The sequence below is a fragment of the Streptomyces sp. NPDC091287 genome (assembly GCF_044768525.1).
Lineage (GTDB): Bacteria > Actinomycetota > Actinomycetes > Streptomycetales > Streptomycetaceae > Streptomyces.
Window position 1 is genome coordinate 56,811 of record NZ_JBIVUV010000027.1, and the last position, 18,780, is coordinate 75,590.

The window sequence follows — 18,780 nt, forward strand, 5'->3', positions numbered from 1 at the left end:
GCCCCCACGCCCCGGGTGGTTTGGGCGCGCACCCACGCCACCCCCCCGTCGCTCCGCCGCCCCCCCCCCCCCGGCCCGCCGGGCGGGGGGGGGGGGGCCCGCCCCCCCCCCCCCCGCTTCCGTCCGTCCAGCCTGGCCCGCCCCTCTACAGCTTCTCGACCGGCGCGTACCGCAGCAGCAGCTTCTTCGGGCGTTCGTCACCGAAGTCGACCGTCGCCTTGGCCTGGTCGCCGAAGCCCTCGACGGCCGTCACCGTGCCGAGCCCGAACTGGTCGTGCGTGACCCGGTCCCCGGCCACCAGGGTGACCGTCGGCTTCTCCGCGCCGCCGCGTCGGGTCGCGAAACCCGAGGGTCCTGAGCGGGAACGGGAGGAGGACAGCGAGGACGTGATGCCGGAGGTGGGCCCGGCGGGGGCGGCCATCGGGCCCTTGCGCCGCCAGTCCAGGTGCGCTTCCGGGATCTCCTCCAGGAACCGCGAGGGCGGGTTGTACGAGGGCTGGCCCCAGGCGCTGCGCATCGCGGCCCGGGTCAGATAGAGCCGTTCGCGGGCGCGGGTGATGCCGACATACGCGAGGCGGCGCTCCTCCTCCAGCTCCTTGGTCTGGCCGAGGGCCCGCATGTGCGGGAAGACGCCGTCCTCCATGCCGGTGAGGAAGACGACCGGGAACTCCAGCCCCTTCGCCGTGTGCAGGGTCATCAGCGTGATGACGCCGGAGCCGTCCTCGTCCTCGTCGGGGATCTGGTCGGAGTCGGCGACGAGCGCGACCTTCTCCAGGAACTCCGCGAGCGTGCCCGCGCCCTCCTCGTCGCCGCGCTCCTGCTCGAATTCGAGGGCGACGGCGGCGAGTTCCTGGAGGTTCTCGATGCGGGTCTCGTCCTGTGGGTCGGTGGAGGCCTGGAGCTCGGCGAGATAGCCCGTGCGCTCCAGGACCGCTTCCAGCACGACGGCGGGGCCGGCGCCGGACTCGACGATCGTGCGCAGCTCCTCCATCAGCGTGTTGAAGCGCTTGACGGCGTTGGACGAGCGGGCGGCCATGCCGTACGCCTCGTCGACGCGGCGCAGTGCCTGCGGGAAGGAGATCTTCTCGCGCATCGACAGGGCGTCGATCATCGCTTCGGCGCGGTCGCCGATACCGCGCTTGGGGACGTTGAGGATGCGGCGCAGCGGAACGGTGTCCTCGGGGTTGGCGAGGACCCGGAGGTAGGCCAGGACGTCCCGGACCTCCTTGCGCTCGTAGAAGCGCACACCGCCGACGACCTTGTAGGGCAGGCCGACGCGGATGAAGATCTCTTCGAAGACACGGGACTGGGCGTTGGTCCGGTAGAAGACGGCGACATCGCCCGCCTTGGCGTCGCCCGCGTCGGTCAGCCGGTCGATCTCGTCGGCGACGAACTGCGCCTCGTCGTGCTCGGTGTCGGCGACGTAGCCGGTGATGCGGGCGCCGCTGCCGGCGTTGGTCCAGAGGTTCTTGGGGCGGCGGCTCTCGTTGCGCTCGATGACGGCGTTGGCGGCGGAGAGGATCGTCTGCGTGGAGCGGTAGTTCTGCTCCAGCAAAATCGTCGTCGCGCTCGGGTAGTCCTCCTCGAACTGGAGGATGTTGCGGATGGTCGCGCCCCGGAAGGCGTAGATCGACTGGTCCGCGTCGCCCACCACGCACAGCTCGGCGGGTGCGTCGGCCTCCCCGGCCGGGCCGACCAGCTCCCGCACCAGCGTGTACTGGGCGTGGTTGGTGTCCTGGTACTCGTCGACGAGGACGTGGCGGAAGCGGCGGCGGTAGTGCTCGGCGACGTCCGGGAAGGCCTGGAGCAGGTGGACCGTCGTCATGATGATGTCGTCGAAGTCCAGGGCGTTGGCCTCGCGCAGGCGGGCCTGATAGAGCGCGTACGCCTGGGCGAGGGTCTTTTCGAAGCCGTCCGCGGCCTGTCCCGCGAAGGTCTCCTCGTCGATGAGCTCGTTCTTGAGGTTGGAGACCTTGGCGGTGAAGGACTTCGGCGGAAACTGCTTCGGGTCCAGGTCGAGGTCGCGGCAGACCAGGGCCATCAGTCGCTTGGAGTCGGCGGCGTCGTAGATCGAGAACGACGAGGTGAAGCCGAGCTTCTTCGACTCACGGCGCAGGATGCGGACGCACGCGCTGTGGAAGGTCATGACCCACATGGCGTTGGCGCGGGGCCCGACGAGCTGCTCGACGCGCTCCTTCATCTCGCCCGCGGCCTTGTTGGTGAAGGTGATCGCGAGGATCTGCCCGGGGTGCGTCCCGCGCTCGGCCAGCAGGTGGGCGATGCGGTGGGTGAGGACGCGGGTCTTGCCGGAGCCGGCCCCGGCGACGATGAGCAGCGGGGACCCGGCGTGCACGACGGCGGCGCGCTGCTCGGTGTTCAGCCCGTCGAGCAGGGCGGCGGAGTCGATCGCCGGGCGCGGGTGCCCGTCCCGGTAATACCCGTCCCGGGGCGGCGGGGGCGCGTCGTAGACGCCCTCGAAGAGTTCCTCCGGCACCGCTTCGGGCGCGTGGTCCTCGGGGGGCGGCGGGGGGCCGTCCTCCGCGGGCTGGAGGCCGGTCAGGAAACTGTCGTCAAAGAGGCTGCTCATCGCCTCCCGAGTCTAGGCGGCCGGACTGACAAGGTTCCGCCGAAGGCGGGAAGCGGGCTCCGCTACCCGCCGCCGACACGCCCGTACCGGGTACGCACGGAGACCGGACGCCGACGTTCCGTGAAGGAGTGCCCGGTCGGAGGGGGTGCGGACCCCCCGATCCGGAAAGGTCACGAAAATGTATCGGGCATATCGCTCATCGTCCTTCCCAGCGGCGGGGCCGGTTGGCTAGCGTGCTCGGTCAGGTGGCCCGTACCCTCCCTGAGGCGAACCACGCCTGACGGGCACCTCTGCCGAATCCGTCCTGCCGCCCTGACAGTTCGGAACCGGGGACCCACACGCAACACCGGGGTGAATCGGTCCGTGCCCTCGCATCCGGACCGTAGGACAACCTTCCGTTCCGTCCGAACCCGACAGCTAACCCGGTAGGCGGTCCACGGAAGGAGATGCCGGTCTTGGCATCGCATCGCAAGCCGCGCACGAAGGTGCGCACCACCACCCCCGCCGTCGGGCTGACGACGGCCGCGCTGGCGTCTGTGACGCTGCTCTCCACGCAGAGCGCCACGGCCGCGCCCGCGGAGCCGAAGCCCGCCATCGAGGAAGTGCAGAAGAAGGTCGACGCCCTGTACCGGCAGGCGGGCACCGCGACCCAGGAGTACAACCGGGCCAAGGCCGCCTCCGCGTCCCAGCAGACGAAGGTCGACACGCTGCTCTCCGACGTGGCGAAGCGGGCCGAGAAGATCAACGAGGCGCGCCGGGCGCTGGGCTCGTACGCGGCGGCCCAGTACCGCAACGGGGGCATCGCGCCCGCAGCGACGTTCTTCCTGGCGGACAACCCGCAGGGGTACTTCGACCAGAGCCGGCTGATGGACCGGGCGACGGAGCGGCAGCAGAAGGCCGTCGACGAGGTCCGTACGCAGCAGGCCTCGGCGGCGAAGAAGCGCGCGGAGGCGGTGAAGAGCCTGGAGACCCTCACCGAGACGCAGGCCACGCTCGCCTCCAGCAAGAAGGACGTGCAGACCAAGCTCACCGAGGCCCGGGGGCTGCTGTCGAGGCTGACCGCCGAGGAGAAGGCGCGGCTGGCGGAGCTGGAGCGCAAGAAGGAGGCCGAGGCGAAGGAGAAGGCGGCGAAGCTGGCCGCCCGGCAGGCCGCCGAGGCGAAGGAGAAGGCCGAGGCCGAGGAGAAGGCCCGCGAGGAGGCGGCGAAGGAGTCCGGCGGCGGTTCGGACACGGGCTCCGGTTCCGGTACGGGAACGGATCCGGGCTCCGGCACCGGCACCGGCACCGGTACGGACAGCGGTTACGCCGCCAAGGCGGAGAAGGTCCTGGCCTTCGCCCGCGCCCAGATCGGGAAGCCGTACGTGTGGGGCGCGTCGGGCCCCTCCAGTTACGACTGCTCGGGGCTGACGCAGGCGGCGTGGCGGGAGGCGGGCGTGACCCTGCCCCGGACGACCTGGGACCAGGTGGAGGTCGGGACGCGGGTCGCCACGTCCGATCTGCTCCCCGGGGACCTGGTCTTCTTCTACGACGACATCAGCCACGTCGGCATCTACAAGGGCGACGGGATAATGATCCACGCCCCGAAGCCGGGTGCGAACGTGCGCGAGGAGTCGATCTACTACATGCCGATCTACGGAAGCGTGCGCCCCGCGTAGGGCAGGCGCCCAGCGCGGAGCGGGCGTCCCGCCCGGAGCGGGCACCCCGCCCGGAGCGTGTGCCCAGCCCGGAGCGGGCACCCCGCCCGGCGCGGGCGCGCCGCGCGGACTCAGGTCCAGACCGTGGCGATGAAGATGTTGGCGACCGTCAGTCCGCCGACCGCGGCGAACGCGCCCTTGTCCACCATCTCGTCGTCCCGCTTGACGTAGACGAGGGCGAGGATCACGACCAGCAGCGCGAGCTTGATGCCGATCTTGACGTTGTTCACGGTCTGGTCGTCGGCCTGGTTGAGTCCGACCAAGGCGATGCCGGTGACGAGCATGGTCAGCGCGCCGTGCAGCATGGCGGGGATGAAGCGCGCGGTGCCCGCCCCCATGGCCTTCATCTGCGTCAGGAAGCCGCCCAGCAGGGAGGCGATGCCGATGATGTGCAGGGCGACGAAGACATTGATGAGTACGTCCATGGCTCCGGAGCCTAGCCAGGGCCAAGGATTTTCCTTTCAGTGAGGCAGACCTTCCTTGTGCGCTTCCTCCGGCATTGACCGCATTGCCCTGATGTGTGGGCATAACGGTGATCAACTACGACCGATGAAACGTCACATCAGGGCAATAGCGGTCATGGCGACTCTTTTCCCGGCACCGGGATTAGCGTCCTTCACGGACCCGCCGGTATCCCCCGACGGGCACCCGACAGGAAGGATGCCGCCCCCGTGGCAGCGCACCGCAGGTCAGCTCACCGAAAACCCAAGCAGCGCCCGCTCACCGGCTCTGCTGCCCGCACCGCCGCCACCCTGGCACTCGCCGGGGCCGCCACCGCGGGATCGGTCACCGGGGCGGGCGCGGCCCCCACCGAGCCGGCCCCCACCGCCGCGCAGGTCAAGGCGAAGGTCGACCGGCTGTACCACGACGCCGAGGTCGCCACCGAGAAGTACAACGGGGCGAAGGAGAAGGCGGCCAACGCCACCCGCGCCGTCGACGCCCTGGCCGACGTGGCCGCGCGTCGCACCGCCCGCCTCAACACCGCCCGGCACGCCCTCGGTTCGCTGGCCACCGCGCAGTACCGCAGCGGCACCCTGGACCCGGCCCTGCAACTGGCGCTCTCCTCCGACCCCGACGCCTATCTGCAACGCGCCTCCTACCTCGACCGGGCGGGCGACCGGCAGAGCGGCCTCCTGCGCGGCATCCGGCGCCAGGTCTCCCAGATCACCCGCGTCAAGGCACGCGCCGACCAGGAGACCGAACGCCTCGCCGCCCGCCGCGCCGAACTGCGCGAACACCGCACCGCGATCCGCACCAAGCTGGCCGACGCCCGCAGGCTGCTGGACACCCTGACCGCCGACGAGCGCGCCGCCCACGAGCGCTCCGCCGACGCCCGGGGCGCCGGCGGCCCGGCCCACGCCGACCGCTCGACCGTCCGCAGCGGTCCGGTCGCGGCCCCCGGCTCCCGCGCCGCCCAGGCCATCGATTTCGCGTACGGCGCGATCGGCAAGCCGTACGTCTGGGGCGCGACGGGCCCGAACGGCTTCGACTGCTCGGGCCTGACCCAGGCGGCCTGGAAGGCGGCGGGCGTGAGCCTGCCGCGCACCACCTACACCCAGATCAACGCCGGAGCCCGGGTCCCCCGCTCCGAACTGGCCCCCGGTGACCTGGTGTTCTTCTACTCCGGGATCAGCCATGTCGGCCTCTACATCGGCGGCGGCCAGATGATCCACGCCCCGCGCCCCGGAGCGCCGGTCCGCATCGCACCCGTCGATCAGATGCCTTTCGCCGGAGCGACCCGGGTGGCATAGTCCGCCGCGCCGGTCCCGATCTCCCGCCGAAGGAACTCCCGTATGACGTCGATGGCGAACGCCGTCCAGGACTACGCCCGGGCGCTCGCGCTGCGCTCCCCGGACCACTACCGGGTGGGCCCGTTCACCGTCCGGCACAACCCGGGCTGGGAACTGAAGTACGCCAACTACGCCATCCCCGACCGGGACGCGGAACCCACGGCGGACGAGGTGGCGGCCCTGGTCGACGCGTTCGGGAAACACGAACGGCTTCCCCGCCTGGAGTTCCTGCCCGCCTGGGCCCCGGCCGTGGAACCGGCCCTGCTGGCCGCCGGTTTCACCGTGGAGAACCGCGCCCCGCTGCTCGCCTGCGGCCGCGAGGACCTCCGGCCGCCGAGGCCGGTCGACGGTCTCCGCATCGGCACACCGGTCACCGAGGCGGAGTTCACCGAGGCCGCCCGCGTCCAGCACCACGGCTTCGGCGGCGAGGGCGAGCCCGAGCCGGGAATGACCGACTGGCTGCGCGCGGCGGCCGCCGGCGACGGGGTCGCCGCACTGGCCGTCCTCGACGGAGCGCCGGCCGGGGCCGGCGGCTGCTCGGCCGCGATCGACGGCCTGAGCGAGCTGGCCGGGCTCGCCGTCGCCGCCCGCCACCGCCGCCGGGGCGTGGGCGCCGCGCTCTCCACGTGGCTGACGGAACGGGCCTTCGACCGGGGCTGCCGGGCGGTCTGGCTGGAGCCGGGCGACCCCGGCGTCGAGCGGGTCTACGCGGGCATCGGCTACCGCAGGATCGGCGAGAAGGTCAACATCTCGCTGGAGCCGAAGCCGGGGCCGGAGACCGCCTGAGGGCTGCCCCGGCTCACTGAGGGCTGCCCCGGCTCAGACCAGCCGTCGAGCCGTCGCCCACCGGGTCAGCTCGTGCCGGTTGGAGAGCTGGAGCTTCCTGAGGACCGCCGAGACGTGCGACTCGACCGTCTTCACCGAGATGAACAACTGCTTGGCGATCTCCTTGTACGCGTAGCCGCGGGCGATCAGCCGCAGCACCTCGCGCTCGCGCTGGGTGAGGCGGTCCAGGTCCTCGTCGACCGGCGGCGCGTCCGTGGAGGCGAAGGCGTCCAGGACGAAGCCGGCCAGACGCGGCGAGAAGACCGCGTCGCCCTCCTGGACCCGGAACACCGAGTTCACCAGGTCGGTGCCGGTGATCGTCTTGGTGACATAGCCGCGCGCACCGCCCCGGATGACGCCGATGACGTCCTCGGCGGCGTCCGAGACGGACAGCGCGAGGAAGCGGACCGGGTTCTCGGCCGTGCCCATCATGGGGGCGCAGCGGCGGAGCACCTCGACGCCGCCGCCGCCCGGGAGGTGGACGTCGAGGAGGACGACCTCGGGGCGGGTCGCCGTGATGACGGTGACCGCCTGGTCGACGTCGGCGGCCTCGCCGACCACCTCGACGCCGGTCTCCTCGGTGCGGCCGATCTCGGCCTGCACCCCGGTGCGGAACATCCGGTGGTCGTCGACGAGCACGACCCGTACCCGTCGCTCCGGGCCCCCGGTGGCTTCGGTGTTCTCGGTCATTCGCTCGCCCTCTCCATCTCCAGCTCGACCTCGGTGCCCCCGCCGGGCACCGAACGCAGCCGGGCTCTGCCGCCGTTGCGCTGCATCCGGCCGATGATTGATTCTCGTACGCCCATCCTGTCCCCGGGAACCTCGTCGAGGTCGAACCCCGGACCCCGGTCCCGTACGGAGACGAAGACCGTGCGGCCCTCGACCTCCGCGAAGACCTGGACGGCGCCGCCCTCGCCACCGTACTTGGCGGCGTTGACCATCGCCTCGCGCGCGGCCTGCATCTGCGCGGTCAGCTTGTCGTCGAGGGGGCAGTCGCCGACCACGACGACCTCCAGCGGGACGCCGTGCTTGTCCTCGACCTCGGCGGCGGCCCGTTTGACCGCCTCCGCCAGGGTCTCCGGCTCGTCGTCCTCGTCCTTGCCGGTGCCCTCGGGGTTGTAGAGCCAGTTGCGCAGCTCGCGCTCCTGGGCGCGGGCGAGGCGTCTGACCTCGCCGCCGTCGTCGGCGTTGCGCTGGATCAGGGTGAGGGTGTGCAGCACGGAGTCGTGGACGTGGGCGGCGACCTCGGCCCGCTCCTGGGCGCGGATGCGCATCAGGCGCTCCTCGGAGAGGTCCTGTGTCATCCGCACCAGGTAGGGGCCGGCGAGCAGGGCGATGCCGGTGAGTACGGCGATGGCCGCGGTGAGCACGTTGCCGAGCTGGGCGGCCGAGCCGCGCACCACCATGAACACGGCGAGGCCGAGGCCGACGAGGGCCACTCCGGCGAGGCCGCGGGCCAGGTGCAGCAGCTTGCGGTTGCGACCGGTCTCCATCCAGCGGGCGCGGCGGGCGTTGTCCGCCTGCCGCCAGACCAGGACGGAGCCCGCGCCGATCAGGAGGGTGGGCCAGATGTAGCGGTCGGCCTCGCTGCCCATGTCGACGTTGACGACGAACGCGACGGCCCCGATGGTCAGGGCGACCAGCGCGAAGACCTGGCCCCTGTCCGGTTTACGGAGCTTGCGGCGGCCGTCCGCCGACGTCTCGAACACGGAGCGCGGGGCGTCGACGCCGCCGACGCCGAGCGGCACGACGATCCAGAACACCGCGTAGAGCACCGCGCCGAGGCCGTCGGTGAAGAACAGCCCGAGGAAGAGGAACCGCACCCAGGCGACGGGCAGCCCGAGGTGTCCGGCGAGCCCGCGCGCGACGCCGCCGAGCAGCCGGCCGTCGGCGCTGCGGTAGAGCTTGCGCGGTGCGGGCTCCTCCGGGTCGGCGGCGAGGGAGCTGGCGGCTCGGGCGGTGGCGGCTGGCATACCCCGATCGTCACACGCGCGGACGCGGGGCGGCATCAGGGTCGGCCCCCGAAGTGACCCTGATGCTGTCCCCAGCGCACGCCTGATGACAGCTCCCCTCCCCGCGCCGCCCGGCGCGTGCGCCCCGGCCCTTCAGGGGCGTACGCGGGCAATATCAGGGACCGTCCAGGGTCGGCGCGGGTCCCGGCGGGCGGTCCGGACCGTCACCATGGAGGCATGACCGCTCCCTCGGACGCCGCTCCCGGCGTCGCGCCCCCCGAAGCGCCGAAGCCGACGCTGCGGCGCACCCCGCGACAGAAGGTCGTCGCCGGGGTGTGCGGCGGACTCGGCCGGTACTGCGACGTGGATCCGGTGATCTTCCGGATCGTGCTCGGTGTGCTGTCGGCGACCGGAGGCATCGGTCTGATCTTCTACGGCTTCGCGTGGCTGCTGCTGCCCGCGGACGGCGACGACGAGAACGAGGCGCGCAAACTGCTGTCGGGGCGGGTCGACGGGGCGTCCCTGGTGGCGCTGCTGCTGGCGCTGATCGGCTGCGGGCTGTTCCTGTCGATGCTGCACAACCGGGGCATGCTGGCGTTCGCCGCGCTGCTGACGCTGGCGGTCGTCGGCTTCTCCGTGTGGACGCAGTCCCGGCGGACGGCGGGGGCCCCGGAGGACCCGGCGGCCCCGCCCGGCGCACCGGCGGCCCCGCCCGGCCCCGTACACACGGGCGGGCTCGGCACGCCGCCGCCGGAGGTGAAGGCCCCGCCGACACCGGGCAGTCCGTCGTGGTGGCGGGACCCGATCGTCAAGGACGGCACCACGGGGCCGGTCGGCCCCGGCTATCTGTGGGGTCCGCCGGACACGGACGTCGGCACGGCGCGCGCCGGGGCGAAGGCCGGCCGGCCCACCCCGGACGCCCCGTTCCTGAGGCCGCAGCCGTCGCCCGTGGAGCGCGGGCCGCGCTCCATCGGCGGTCCGGTCTTTCTGACGGCGCTGGTGGCGGGCGGTCTGGGCACCGGGCTGAGCTGGGAGCAGCAGCCGCTGGGCACCGCCCTCCAGATCGGTCTGGTCGCCGCTCTCGCCGTCTTCGGGCTCGGCCTGCTGATCGCCTCGTTGCTGGGGCGGACCGGTTTCGGCACGGTCCTGATGGCGATGATCACGGCGGGCCTGCTGGCGGGCGCGGCGGTGCTCCCGAAGGACATCGACACCTCGTGGGCGCGCCAGGAGTGGCGGCCGGCCTCGGTGTCCGCCGTCGCGCCGCACTACGAGCTGCGTACGGGCGACGCCAGGCTGGACCTGTCCGGACTGAAGGTGGCCAAGGGCGAGACCGTGCGCACGGGGCTCGATGTGGCGGCGGGGCGGGCGGCGGTCGTCGTCCCGGAGAACGTGACGGTGAAGGTGCGCGCCGAGGCGGGTCTCGGGGAGATCCGGCTGGAGGAGGGGCAGCGGGTCCAGGTACGGATCAACAGCGACGAGGCGAAGCAGCGGACGCTGCCGCCGTCCGCGGGCACGAAGCCCGCCGGAACGATCGAACTGGTGCTGGAAGTCGGTATCGGACAGGTGGAGGTCACCCGTGCTGCGTCATGAATTCCGGCCCGGCCGCGCGGTGGCGGGCCTGACGATGCTGGGTCTGGCCGGCGGGTACGCGGCCGACGCCGCCGGGGCCTGGGAGGTCCCGTGGACGTTCTTCCTGCCGCTGTTCCTCGGTGGGCTGTGGCTGGCCGCGACGGTGACGTGGGCCGCCTACATGCTGCGGCGGCGGCGCGAGGCGAGGAAGGCGTCGGCGGAGAACACCGTGGCGCCCGCGAGCACCAGCGGCAGCCACGCCATCAGATAGGGAAGGTCGTTGCCGTAGTAGTAGGGGGTGGCCTGCCAGCTCACGGTCAGCCAGAGGCTCAGCGAGATCAGCGCGCCACCCAGCGCCGCGAGCCGGGCCCAGAGCCCGACGAGGGTGCCGAGGCCGACGAGGAGTTCCCCGATCGCGATGGCGTGGCCGAAGCCCTCGGGGCTCTTCAGCGCCAGATCGACGAGGGCGGGGATCGCGGAGGAGTCGCGCACCCCGCGCATCATCTCGCCGATGGATCCGGTGCCGGTCGCGGACAGGAACGCGCTGTCCGTGAGCTTGTCGAGGCCCGCGTAGACGAAGGTGACGCCGAGGAAGATCCGCAGCGGCAGCAGGGCGTACGTGCCCGCCTGTTCCCTCAGTGTCCTGCGATCGCCCAGACCGTACGATCCGCCGCCGTAACCGTTCATCACCGCTGCCCCGCTTCCCGAAGTCCCGTCACCTCGACCATACGTACGCCTTCGGCGCGCCGCTCACCAGGGCTGGGACGCGATCGGCGGCGGAATCTCGCCCGGGGCTCCGGTGCCGGTCAGTCCGTGACGTCGATCGGGCAGCGGTTGGTCTCGACCCCGGCGGCGGTGACGACCTGGACGTCCACGGTCCCCGGTTCGACCTCGACCGGGACGGGCACGGTGAGAACGGTGTCGGTCGGGTTGGCGAAGCCCCCGGCGACCGGGATCAGCGGTACGTGGACGTGGACCGTGCCGATCCGTACGACGAGCCGGGCCAGCCGGTCGGGGCTGCCCGCGCCGGGCGGTACGAAGCCCGCGCCCCGGATCTCGATGTCGTCGCCGGTCCGGATCGGGGCGTCCAGGTCCCCGGCCTCCCGGGCCCGCACGACGGACAGCACGACGGGCCGGCCGCCCTCCGCGTACTTCCCGGCGAAGTAGGTCGCCGCCGAGACCGCCACCAGCAGCGCGAGCCCCCACGGCAGGTCGGGCAGTTGCTCGGGGCGGCGGGCCAGGCGGACCGCGGCGAACAGCACGGCGACGGCGCTGACCAGCACGTACTGCACATCGGTGAAGGAGCCGCGCCCCGAGTCGTCGGTGAGCAGGTCGGCGGCGCGCGGCCGGTCCGCGCGCAGCTTCTGGAGCCGCTGGCCCAGCACCCGTACGGTCACCACGCGGCGCACGACGACGGCGACCGCGCACACGAGCGCCAGCACGGTCACGACCCCGGCGGAGCGCACGAGGTCGAGCCCCTCGATCAGCGCGTCCCTCTTCTCCGGGTCGGAGGCCCCCGCCAGCTGAAGGGCGAGCACGAGAACGGCGAAGGCGGCCAGCAGCACCCAGACCCCGGCGACCGTCCGGGAGGTGGAGAGCCGGTTGTCCTCCCCGATCAGCGGAGCGAGGAGGCCGCCCCGGGCGCGGTGGAAGCGGGCGGCGGCGGTGAGCAGCCCGGCCGTGAGGAGGGCGGCGATCAGCCCGGCGGTACGGGCGGTGGACCAGCCGGCCCCGATCGCGGTGAGGCTCGCACCGACGAGGAGGGCCCCGGCCGCGCCCCAGACGGCGAACAGCGTCCCCCGCCAGACCTGGTGGAGCCAGGCGTCACCGGCTTCCCGGGCCCGCTCGGCGACGGTGCGGGCGGACCCGGTCAGCTCGTCGGACACCCACTGCCGGGACGCGGACGGGGACTGGGCGACCCCGGCGGGAAGCCCCTTACCCGCCGCCAGTTCGTCCCGTTTGGCCAGGAACGCGGCGACGGCGCGCCGGTGTCCGCGACGGGCTCCGTGTGGGCAGTCGCCGCACGTACAGCCGCCGCTGTGCGTGCCGCTCGTCCTGGATTCGTCCAACGCCACGGAGGATTACGCCCTTTCCCGCCCCGGTACAGCCAACTCACTTGCGATATCTGCGAATTGTGCCGTACCGGACGGCCAGGTCACGCATCGGGGCGGGCCGGGGGCGCGTGTCGTCGATACGTTCGAGCGATCCGCTCCCACAGGGGCTGGTAGTTGATCCAGGCCACCAGGTCGCCGCCGAGGTGGTCGCGGGTGGTGACGGCGTCCCGGTGCGAGATGAGGACGGGTTTCCCGGCGGCCCGCGCCAGCAGCTGCACCTGGCAGGCGCGCTCCATCGTGAGGAACCACCAGGCCGCCGCGTCCACCGAGCCGCCGACGGTCAGCAGCCCGTGGTTGCGCAGGATCACCGCCTTGTGCGGCCCGAGCACGGCGGCGATCCGCCGGCCCTCGTCCTCGTCCACGACGACCCCGGAGTAGGCGTCGTACAGCGCGTGGTCCTCGTAGAAGGCGCAGGACTCCTGGGTGATCGGCTCGATCGGCTCCCCGAGCGCGGCGAGCGCCCGCCCGTGCACGGAGTGGGTGTGCGCGACGGCCACGGTGTCCGGGCGGGCCCGGTGCACCGCCGCGTGGACGGCGAACGCGGCCTGGTTGACGTGGAAACGGCCCCGGACCACCTGGCCGTCGCCGTTGACGAGGATCAGGTCCTGCGGGGCGATGTCGGCGAAGGGGGCGCCGAACGGGTTGACCCAGAAGCAGTCGGCCAGCTCGGGGTCGCGGGCGCTGATGTGCCCGGAGACCCCGTCCTCGTACCCGAGCTGCCCGAACAGCCGCAGCGCGCCCGCCAGCCGCTCCCTGCGGTACGCGCGTTCCTCGTCCGGCGAGGCGTGCACGGGCTCCATCGCGAACTGGAGGTGCTCGACGGGGATCGGGGCGGGGGCGGGCACGGCGACCGGCTCGGACATGGCGGCTCCTCGGGTTCCCTGGGCGTACGGGACCGGAAGTTACCGCCGGGTGGGTCAGGTGGCCAGAGGTGTGACGCCCCCGGGCGGGGGTCAGGCGCTGAGCACCAGATAGGCGAGCGTGAGATACGAGCGGTAGCCGCCGTAGTAGCCGGTGCGGCGGGCGTCGATCTCGGCCGTCACCTCGGCGTGCAGCGGGTGGTCCGGGTGTTCCAGTGCCCAGCGCTGCCCGCGGCCGATCGGCCCCTCGGACTCGAAGAGGTCCCATTCGCGCTCATCGGCGACGGTGACCTGGAGCGCGCGCAGCCCGACGGACTCCGCCAGCCGGATCAGCTCCAGCAGCGACCCGAAGTCGCCGGGCCCGGCGCCGATGCCCTCCAGTGCGGCGGGGGTCGGTTCCTTCAGCCAAATCCCCTCGCCGAACAGGACCCGTCCGCCGGGGCGCACGGTGGCGGCGAGGGCGGTGAGGGCCTCCCGGGTCGTGCCGGGCCAGGCGTGCGAGGGGCCGATGGAGACGGCGAGGTCGTACCCGCCCTCGGTCCACTCGGCGGCGGGCACCTCGTGGAACCGCACGCGGTCCGCGATCCCCCGCTGCTCGGCGAGCTTCCGTCCGCGCGCCACGGCGTCGGGGTCGGTCTCGACGCCGTCCCCGGTGGCCCCGGGCGCGGCTTCGACGAGCCGCATCAGCAACTCGCCCCAGCCGGAGCCGAGGTCGATGATCCGTGATCCGGGGGCGGGGGCGCAGGCGGCGATCAGCCGGCCCGCGTGCTCCTCGGAGAGCGGGGTGTTCCAGGTGAGGCGGTCATTGCCGGCGGCGGACACGATGGCGCGGACTTCTTCGGCGGACATGGTGCGGGAGCCTTCCACGGACGGGAGGACCGTGCCACCGAATATGGGCCTCGGACCGGAAACGCCGATGCCGCCGCCCAAACGCATGGGCGACGGCATCGGCGTTGGTCCGGGAGGGCTCTACGGGCCCGCCGGGAGCGGGGAGGTCACTCCCACTCGATGGTCCCCGGCGGCTTGCTCGTCACGTCGAGGACGACGCGGTTGACGTCGGCGACCTCGTTGGTGATGCGGGTGGAGATCTTCGCCAGCGTCTCGTACGGCAGACGCGACCAGTCGGCCGTCATGGCGTCCTCGGAGGAGACCGGGCGCAGCACGATCGGGTGGCCGTAGGTGCGGCCGTCGCCCTGGACGCCGACCGAGCGGACGTCGGCGAGGAGGACCACCGGGCACTGCCAGATGTCGCGGTCCAGGCCGGCCGCCGTCAGCTCTTCGCGGGCGATGGCGTCGGCGTCGCGGAGCAGGTCCAGGCGCTCCTTGGTGACCTCGCCGACGATGCGGATACCGAGGCCGGGGCCGGGGAACGGCTGGCGCTGGACGATCTCCTCGGGGAGGCCCAGCTCCTGGCCGACCATGCGGACCTCGTCCTTGAACAGCTGGCGCAGCGGCTCGACGAGCTGGAACTCGATGTCGTCGGGGAGTCCGCCGACGTTGTGGTGGGACTTGATGTTGGCGGTGCCGGTGCCGCCGCCGGACTCGACGACGTCCGGGTAGAGCGTGCCCTGGACGAGGAAGGCGACCTCCGGGCCGTCCTCCTGGAGGATCTCCAGCTGGGCCTGCTCGAAGACGCGGATGAACTCGCGGCCGATGATCTTCCGCTTCTGCTCGGGGTCGGAGACCCCGGCCAGGGCGTCGAGGAAGCGCTTCTGCGCGTCGACCACCTTGAGCTTCGCGCCGGTCGCGGCCACGAAGTCCTTCTCGACCTGCTCGGTCTCACCCTTGCGCATCAGGCCGTGGTCGACGTACACGCAGGTCAGCTGGGAGCCGATGGCCTTCTGGACGAGGGCCGCGGCGACCGCGGAGTCCACGCCGCCGGAGAGGCCGCAGATGGCGCGCTTGTCGCCGACCTGCTCGCGGATGAGCGCGATCTGCTCCTCGACCACGTTGGTCGTGGTCCAGTTCGGCTCGATGCCCGCGCCCCGGTAGAGGAAGTGCTCCAGGACCTGCTGGCCGTGGGTCGAGTGCATGACCTCCGGGTGGTACTGGACGCCGTAGAGCTTCTTCTCGTCGTTCTCGAAGGCCGCGACCGGTACGACGTCGGTGGACGCGGTGACGGTGAAGCCCTCGGGGGCCGCCGAGCAGGCGTCGCCGTGCGACATCCACACCGGCTGCTCGGTGGGCGTGCCCTCGAAGAGCGTCGAGCCCGCCTTGCTGACGTGCAGCGGGGTACGGCCGTACTCACGGGCCCCGTTGTCGTCGACCGTGCCGCCGAGCGTGGTGGCCATCAGCTGGAAGCCGTAGCACATGCCGAAGACGGGCACCCCGGCCTCGAAGAGCGCGCGGTCCAGGGACGGCGCGCCTTCCGCGTACACCGACGAGGGGCCGCCGGAGAGGATGATCGCGCGCGGGTTCTTGGCCAGCATCTCGGCCACCGGCATGGTGGACGGGACGATCTCGCTGTAGACCCGGGCCTCACGGACACGGCGGGCGATGAGCTGGGCGTACTGCGCGCCGAAGTCGACGACGAGGACCACGTCGGCCGTGGCGTCGGGCGCGGCGGGGGGTGCTGCTGGCACGGGGGCGGCCTTCCGGCGGTGGTGAAGGGGGTCGGTGCTTCCGATTCTACCGGCCGTGCGCGAGCCCTCCACCGGGCCGGGGGACGGGGCCGGCGCCTCGGGACCGGTGCCCGTCGCGTCTCAGGATCCGGGCCCCGTTTTGTGGGGGCCGCCGGGCCGGGTCCATACTGTGCCCCATGCGTCAGCACACGACCTTCGTCTTTACCTATGGCATCCGGCCCGCCGGCTGCCATGGTCGTGCTGCTTGAGCTACTGACAAGCAACGTTCCAGGCGCCCCGGGCCAGCAGGCCCGGGGCGTCTCGCGTGTCCGGGCCTGCTGGCCCCGGGGGCCGTCACCCCACCGGGAGTCACCACCATGAACAGCACCACCGGCGCCACCGCCGTCACCCCCGCCGAGCTGACCGGCGCCCGCACCGACGAGGCCGCCGTCCTGATCGGCGGCGCCCGGGAGCGCATCGACGCCCTCGACGACCGGATCATCGGCCTCGTCCAGGAACGGATGGCCGTCTCGGCGGTGATCCAGCAGGCCCGCATCACCTCGGGCGGCCGGCGGGTCAACCTCTCCCGGGAGACGGCCGTGCTCGGCCACTACAGGGACGCGCTGGGCAAGCCGGGCACCGCGCTGGCGATGACGCTCCTGGAGCTGTGCCGCGGCCGGGTGTGAGGCCCGGTGGGCGGCGCCCGGACGGAACGGTTCTCCGCGTGCCGGACAGGGGCCGTATCTGCGTTCGGGGCCCGTCTCACCCGTACGGCGCGTGACCGGGAGCGCGGCGCCTTCGTTGAGCCTGATGTCCGTGCCAACCAGGGGCGGCATCGGCAGGAAACCACGCGTGGCTCCGCCGGGACGTGTGACGTACCGCAGGTACGTCGTGGGACCACATCCCGGCGTAAGTGACCGGTCCGCAGGGGACAGCAGCCCGGTCACCCCATATGCGGCCGTACCCGGGGACGCCCGGGTCGGCCGCATCGGAACGTGTCCCGGCGGAGGCCTGCTCCCTCCTCCGCCTTCTCCGCCCTCCTCCGCCGCCGGTCAGACGTGCCGCGCAGTCCGTCGCCGTGCCGCCGTGAACAGCACCAGGCCCGCCGCCAGCGCCGCGGCCGCCGTGCCCGAGGCGATCAGGACGATCGATCCCGTCGAGGCGAGGCCGCCCCCGCCGCCGGAGCCCCCGGTCGTACCCGCCGAGCCGCCGGACGTGGTGGAGGCCGAGGGTCCGGAGGTGCCGGACGGGCTCTCCTCCGGGTCCGGTGCCGAGGTCGGCGGGGTGGACGGTTCGCCGGAGCCGCCACCGGAGGAGCCGCCTGTCGAGCCGCCGGAGTCGGAGCCGTCGCCCTCGCCGTTCAGGACGAGGAACGCGGTGTTGTTGGCCGGCTTCGGGTCGAACGGCAGCGCCGGGTTCTGCAGCCAGGTGCTGCGGACGGTCACCTCGCCGTCGGCGCCGATCAGGGCCTTGTCGATCCGCAGCTCGAAGGGCAGGCCGAGGTCGGCCCCGTCCCACACGGTCATCGAGGTGTCGCAGACGTAACGCGGCGCGGGGCTCTTCTGGTCCTCGCGGTACTTCCCGTCGGCGGTCACCGCACGGCAGCGGTCCGGCTTCGCGGTGACCGACGCGCCCTGTGGGACGGTGAAGTCGACAGTGGCGACGGGCTCGCCGGAGCGGAGGTGGCCGATCCAGGCGGGGCCCTCGTTGCGGAAGCCGATGTCGGCCTTCACCGTGGTCCCGGCGGCTCCGGACGCCTCGTCGCCGTACGCCACGAAGTCGGCCGTGTTCTTCGTACGGAAGTCGGCTTCCTGCTGGTTGTCCTCCGGGTTGAGGTCGCTGCCCCGGGCGGTCGCGCCCTGCTGGGAGGCCTTCACCGGGACCGCCTTCAGCACGGGACCCGCACCCCGCGCGAAGGGGGCCCCCGCGCGCTGGGCGGTGCGCTGGGCGGCGCCGTCCTCGTGGATGCGGTAGACGAAGGTGTCGTAGTAGGCGCGGGTGGTGGCCTCGATGGTCAGCGGGGTCGCCAGGGTGTACGTCTCGCCCGCCTCGAAGGCGCCCTCGACGGAGCAGAGGGCCGTGGTCCAGCCGATGCCCGGGACGTCCGGGTCGTCCTCGGTGTACTCGCAGTTGGCGTAGCGCTGCGGAATGTCGAGGCCTCGGGTGTACATGAGGGTGAGCAGAACGCCGTCGGCGTCCCGGCTGCCCCGGTTGGAGAAGGTGATCGGAGCCTGCTGCTCGTCGCCCGGGTTCAGCTCCTGGTCGAAGGGGAGCTCCTCCATGACCAGGTCGGTGCCGCCGACCGTGAGCCGGGTGGTGAACGGGGTGAAGGTCGCACCCTCCGCCTCGCCGGTCACCCTGATCGTGCCCGTGTCCCCGGCCCGGCTGCCCTCGGCGGCGGTGACCAGGAGGTCGGCGGCGCGCTGGTTGCCCGGCCAGATGCCCCAGTCCTCGCAGACCGCCTTCGCGCCGGTGACCTCGCAGTCCGCGCTGCCGGACTCGCCGTCGAACGCCACCTCGGCGACGCCCTCGATGCCGCTGAGGTCGAACGTGAGGGTGAAGTCGCCCCCGTAACCGCCGTTCTCCTCGTCCTGGCTCGGGTTGTTGACGGTGATTCCGACCGTGGAGTGCCGCGGCTCGCCGCTCTCCGGGTACGGGTTCAGCCCCGTCTCGGCGGGGCCGCCGAGGGCGAACACCGGTACGTCGGCGGCCCCCGCCGGGGCGGCGGCCCCGGCGAGCGAGGCCGCGGCCAGAAGACCCGCGGCGGCGAGGGAGCCCGCCGCGCGGCGCAGCGCGGTGCTCGGGGTGAAGGGTGTCATCGGGGACCT

Annotated in this window: 16 protein-coding genes and 1 riboswitch; of the genes, 6 read left to right on the forward strand and 10 right to left on the reverse strand. The window is 72.7% G+C overall.

Features of this window, described 5'->3' with window-relative positions:
- Positions 1-145: 145 nt before the first annotated feature.
- Positions 146-2,587, reverse strand: coding sequence for a DNA helicase PcrA (gene pcrA, locus ACIQRW_RS34970; RefSeq protein WP_403768459.1), 2,442 nt, complete (start codon positions 2,585-2,587; stop codon positions 146-148).
- 281 nt (positions 2,588-2,868) lie between these two features.
- A riboswitch (cyclic di-AMP (ydaO/yuaA leader) is annotated at positions 2,869-3,035 on the forward strand.
- Here pcrA and ACIQRW_RS34975 point away from each other — a divergent pair.
- A complete protein-coding gene (locus ACIQRW_RS34975) occupies positions 3,034-4,242 on the forward strand; it encodes an NlpC/P60 family protein (protein WP_403768461.1) in 1,209 nt (402 codons plus the stop codon). It overlaps the preceding riboswitch by 2 nt.
- A 110-nt stretch (positions 4,243-4,352) precedes the next feature.
- Here the strand turns inward: ACIQRW_RS34975 and ACIQRW_RS34980 are convergent, their stop codons facing one another.
- Positions 4,353-4,706 (reverse strand): hypothetical protein, encoded by a 354-nt coding sequence (locus tag ACIQRW_RS34980; RefSeq protein WP_403768464.1) that lies wholly within the window; start codon positions 4,704-4,706, stop codon positions 4,353-4,355.
- Positions 4,707-4,952: 246 nt separating this feature from the next.
- Between ACIQRW_RS34980 and ACIQRW_RS34985 the strand changes: the two genes are divergently transcribed.
- A complete protein-coding gene (locus tag ACIQRW_RS34985; protein WP_403768466.1) occupies positions 4,953-6,032 on the forward strand; it encodes an NlpC/P60 family protein in 1,080 nt (359 codons plus the stop codon).
- 42 nt (positions 6,033-6,074) lie between these two features.
- On the forward strand, positions 6,075-6,857 hold the full coding sequence (locus ACIQRW_RS34990) for a GNAT family N-acetyltransferase (RefSeq protein ID WP_403768469.1): 783 nt from the start codon (positions 6,075-6,077) through the stop codon (positions 6,855-6,857).
- Between the two features lie 33 nt (positions 6,858-6,890).
- Here ACIQRW_RS34990 and ACIQRW_RS34995 read toward each other — a convergent pair whose 3' ends face one another.
- Together ACIQRW_RS34995 and ACIQRW_RS35000 are read right to left on the reverse strand one after the other, a co-directional pair.
- A complete protein-coding gene (locus tag ACIQRW_RS34995; RefSeq protein ID WP_007450924.1) occupies positions 6,891-7,586 on the reverse strand; it encodes a response regulator transcription factor in 696 nt (231 codons plus the stop codon).
- On the reverse strand, positions 7,583-8,869 hold the full coding sequence (locus ACIQRW_RS35000; protein WP_403768472.1) for a PspC domain-containing protein: 1,287 nt from the start codon (positions 8,867-8,869) through the stop codon (positions 7,583-7,585). The genes ACIQRW_RS34995 and ACIQRW_RS35000 overlap by 4 nt, the downstream gene beginning before the upstream one ends.
- A 216-nt stretch (positions 8,870-9,085) precedes the next feature.
- On the opposite strand from ACIQRW_RS35000, the gene ACIQRW_RS35005 reads away from it, so the two are divergent.
- Together ACIQRW_RS35005 and ACIQRW_RS35010 are read left to right on the forward strand one after the other, a co-directional pair.
- Positions 9,086-10,438: a PspC domain-containing protein gene (locus ACIQRW_RS35005; protein ID WP_403768474.1), complete on the forward strand. Its 1,353-nt coding sequence runs from the start codon at positions 9,086-9,088 to the stop codon at positions 10,436-10,438.
- Positions 10,425-10,688 carry a hypothetical protein gene (locus tag ACIQRW_RS35010; protein ID WP_210932485.1) on the forward strand — a complete coding sequence of 88 codons (264 nt, stop codon included), beginning with the start codon at positions 10,425-10,427 and terminating at the stop codon, positions 10,686-10,688. Before ACIQRW_RS35005 ends, ACIQRW_RS35010 begins: the two co-directional genes overlap by 14 nt.
- Here the strand turns inward: ACIQRW_RS35010 and ACIQRW_RS35015 are convergent.
- The 5 genes from ACIQRW_RS35015 to guaA all read right to left on the reverse strand — a co-directional run bounded on the left by ACIQRW_RS35015 (position 10,595) and on the right by guaA (position 15,973).
- Positions 10,595-11,104 (reverse strand): DoxX family protein, encoded by a 510-nt coding sequence (locus ACIQRW_RS35015; RefSeq protein WP_403768477.1) that lies wholly within the window; start codon positions 11,102-11,104, stop codon positions 10,595-10,597. The genes ACIQRW_RS35010 and ACIQRW_RS35015 overlap by 94 nt on opposite strands.
- A gap of 119 nt (positions 11,105-11,223) precedes the next feature.
- A complete protein-coding gene (locus ACIQRW_RS35020; protein WP_403768480.1) occupies positions 11,224-12,492 on the reverse strand; it encodes a hypothetical protein in 1,269 nt (422 codons plus the stop codon).
- 80 nt (positions 12,493-12,572) lie between these two features.
- Entirely contained in the window at positions 12,573-13,394 is an 822-nt protein-coding gene (locus ACIQRW_RS35025) for a class II aldolase/adducin family protein (protein ID WP_403768483.1), read from the reverse strand.
- Between the two features lie 90 nt (positions 13,395-13,484).
- Entirely contained in the window at positions 13,485-14,240 is a 756-nt protein-coding gene (locus tag ACIQRW_RS35030; RefSeq protein WP_403768486.1) for an SAM-dependent methyltransferase, read from the reverse strand.
- Between the two features lie 146 nt (positions 14,241-14,386).
- Complete coding sequence (guaA, locus tag ACIQRW_RS35035) at positions 14,387-15,973, reverse strand: glutamine-hydrolyzing GMP synthase (RefSeq protein ID WP_274343943.1); 1,587 nt, start codon at positions 15,971-15,973, stop codon at positions 14,387-14,389.
- Between the two features lie 356 nt (positions 15,974-16,329).
- Between guaA and ACIQRW_RS35040 the strand changes: the two genes are divergently transcribed.
- Positions 16,330-16,638: a chorismate mutase gene (locus ACIQRW_RS35040; protein WP_403768489.1), complete on the forward strand. Its 309-nt coding sequence runs from the start codon at positions 16,330-16,332 to the stop codon at positions 16,636-16,638.
- 366 nt (positions 16,639-17,004) lie between these two features.
- Here the strand turns inward: ACIQRW_RS35040 and ACIQRW_RS35045 are convergent, their stop codons facing one another.
- The gene (locus tag ACIQRW_RS35045) at positions 17,005-18,771 is read right to left on the reverse strand and encodes a peptidase (RefSeq protein WP_403768492.1); all 1,767 of its coding nucleotides are present in this window, start codon (positions 18,769-18,771) and stop codon (positions 17,005-17,007) included.
- Positions 18,772-18,780 lie beyond the last annotated feature (9 nt).

Coding starts and splice junctions, on each gene's coding strand:
- ACIQRW_RS35015 (WP_403768477.1), bottom strand. CDS start 11,104: ATGAACGGTTACGGCGGCGGATCGTACGGTCTGGGCGATCGCAGGACA.
- ACIQRW_RS34995 (WP_007450924.1), bottom strand. CDS start 7,586: ATGACCGAGAACACCGAAGCCACCGGGGGCCCGGAGCGACGGGTACGG.
- ACIQRW_RS35000 (WP_403768472.1), bottom strand. CDS start 8,869: ATGCCAGCCGCCACCGCCCGAGCCGCCAGCTCCCTCGCCGCCGACCCG.
- ACIQRW_RS35045 (WP_403768492.1), bottom strand. CDS start 18,771: ATGACACCCTTCACCCCGAGCACCGCGCTGCGCCGCGCGGCGGGCTCC.
- ACIQRW_RS35030 (WP_403768486.1), bottom strand. CDS start 14,240: ATGTCCGCCGAAGAAGTCCGCGCCATCGTGTCCGCCGCCGGCAATGAC.
- ACIQRW_RS35040 (WP_403768489.1), top strand. CDS start 16,330: ATGAACAGCACCACCGGCGCCACCGCCGTCACCCCCGCCGAGCTGACC.
- ACIQRW_RS35025 (WP_403768483.1), bottom strand. CDS start 13,394: ATGTCCGAGCCGGTCGCCGTGCCCGCCCCCGCCCCGATCCCCGTCGAG.
- ACIQRW_RS35005 (WP_403768474.1), top strand. CDS start 9,086: ATGACCGCTCCCTCGGACGCCGCTCCCGGCGTCGCGCCCCCCGAAGCG.
- ACIQRW_RS34975 (WP_403768461.1), top strand. CDS start 3,034: ATGCCGGTCTTGGCATCGCATCGCAAGCCGCGCACGAAGGTGCGCACC.
- ACIQRW_RS34990 (WP_403768469.1), top strand. CDS start 6,075: ATGACGTCGATGGCGAACGCCGTCCAGGACTACGCCCGGGCGCTCGCG.
- pcrA (WP_403768459.1), bottom strand. CDS start 2,587: ATGAGCAGCCTCTTTGACGACAGTTTCCTGACCGGCCTCCAGCCCGCG.
- ACIQRW_RS34980 (WP_403768464.1), bottom strand. CDS start 4,706: ATGGACGTACTCATCAATGTCTTCGTCGCCCTGCACATCATCGGCATC.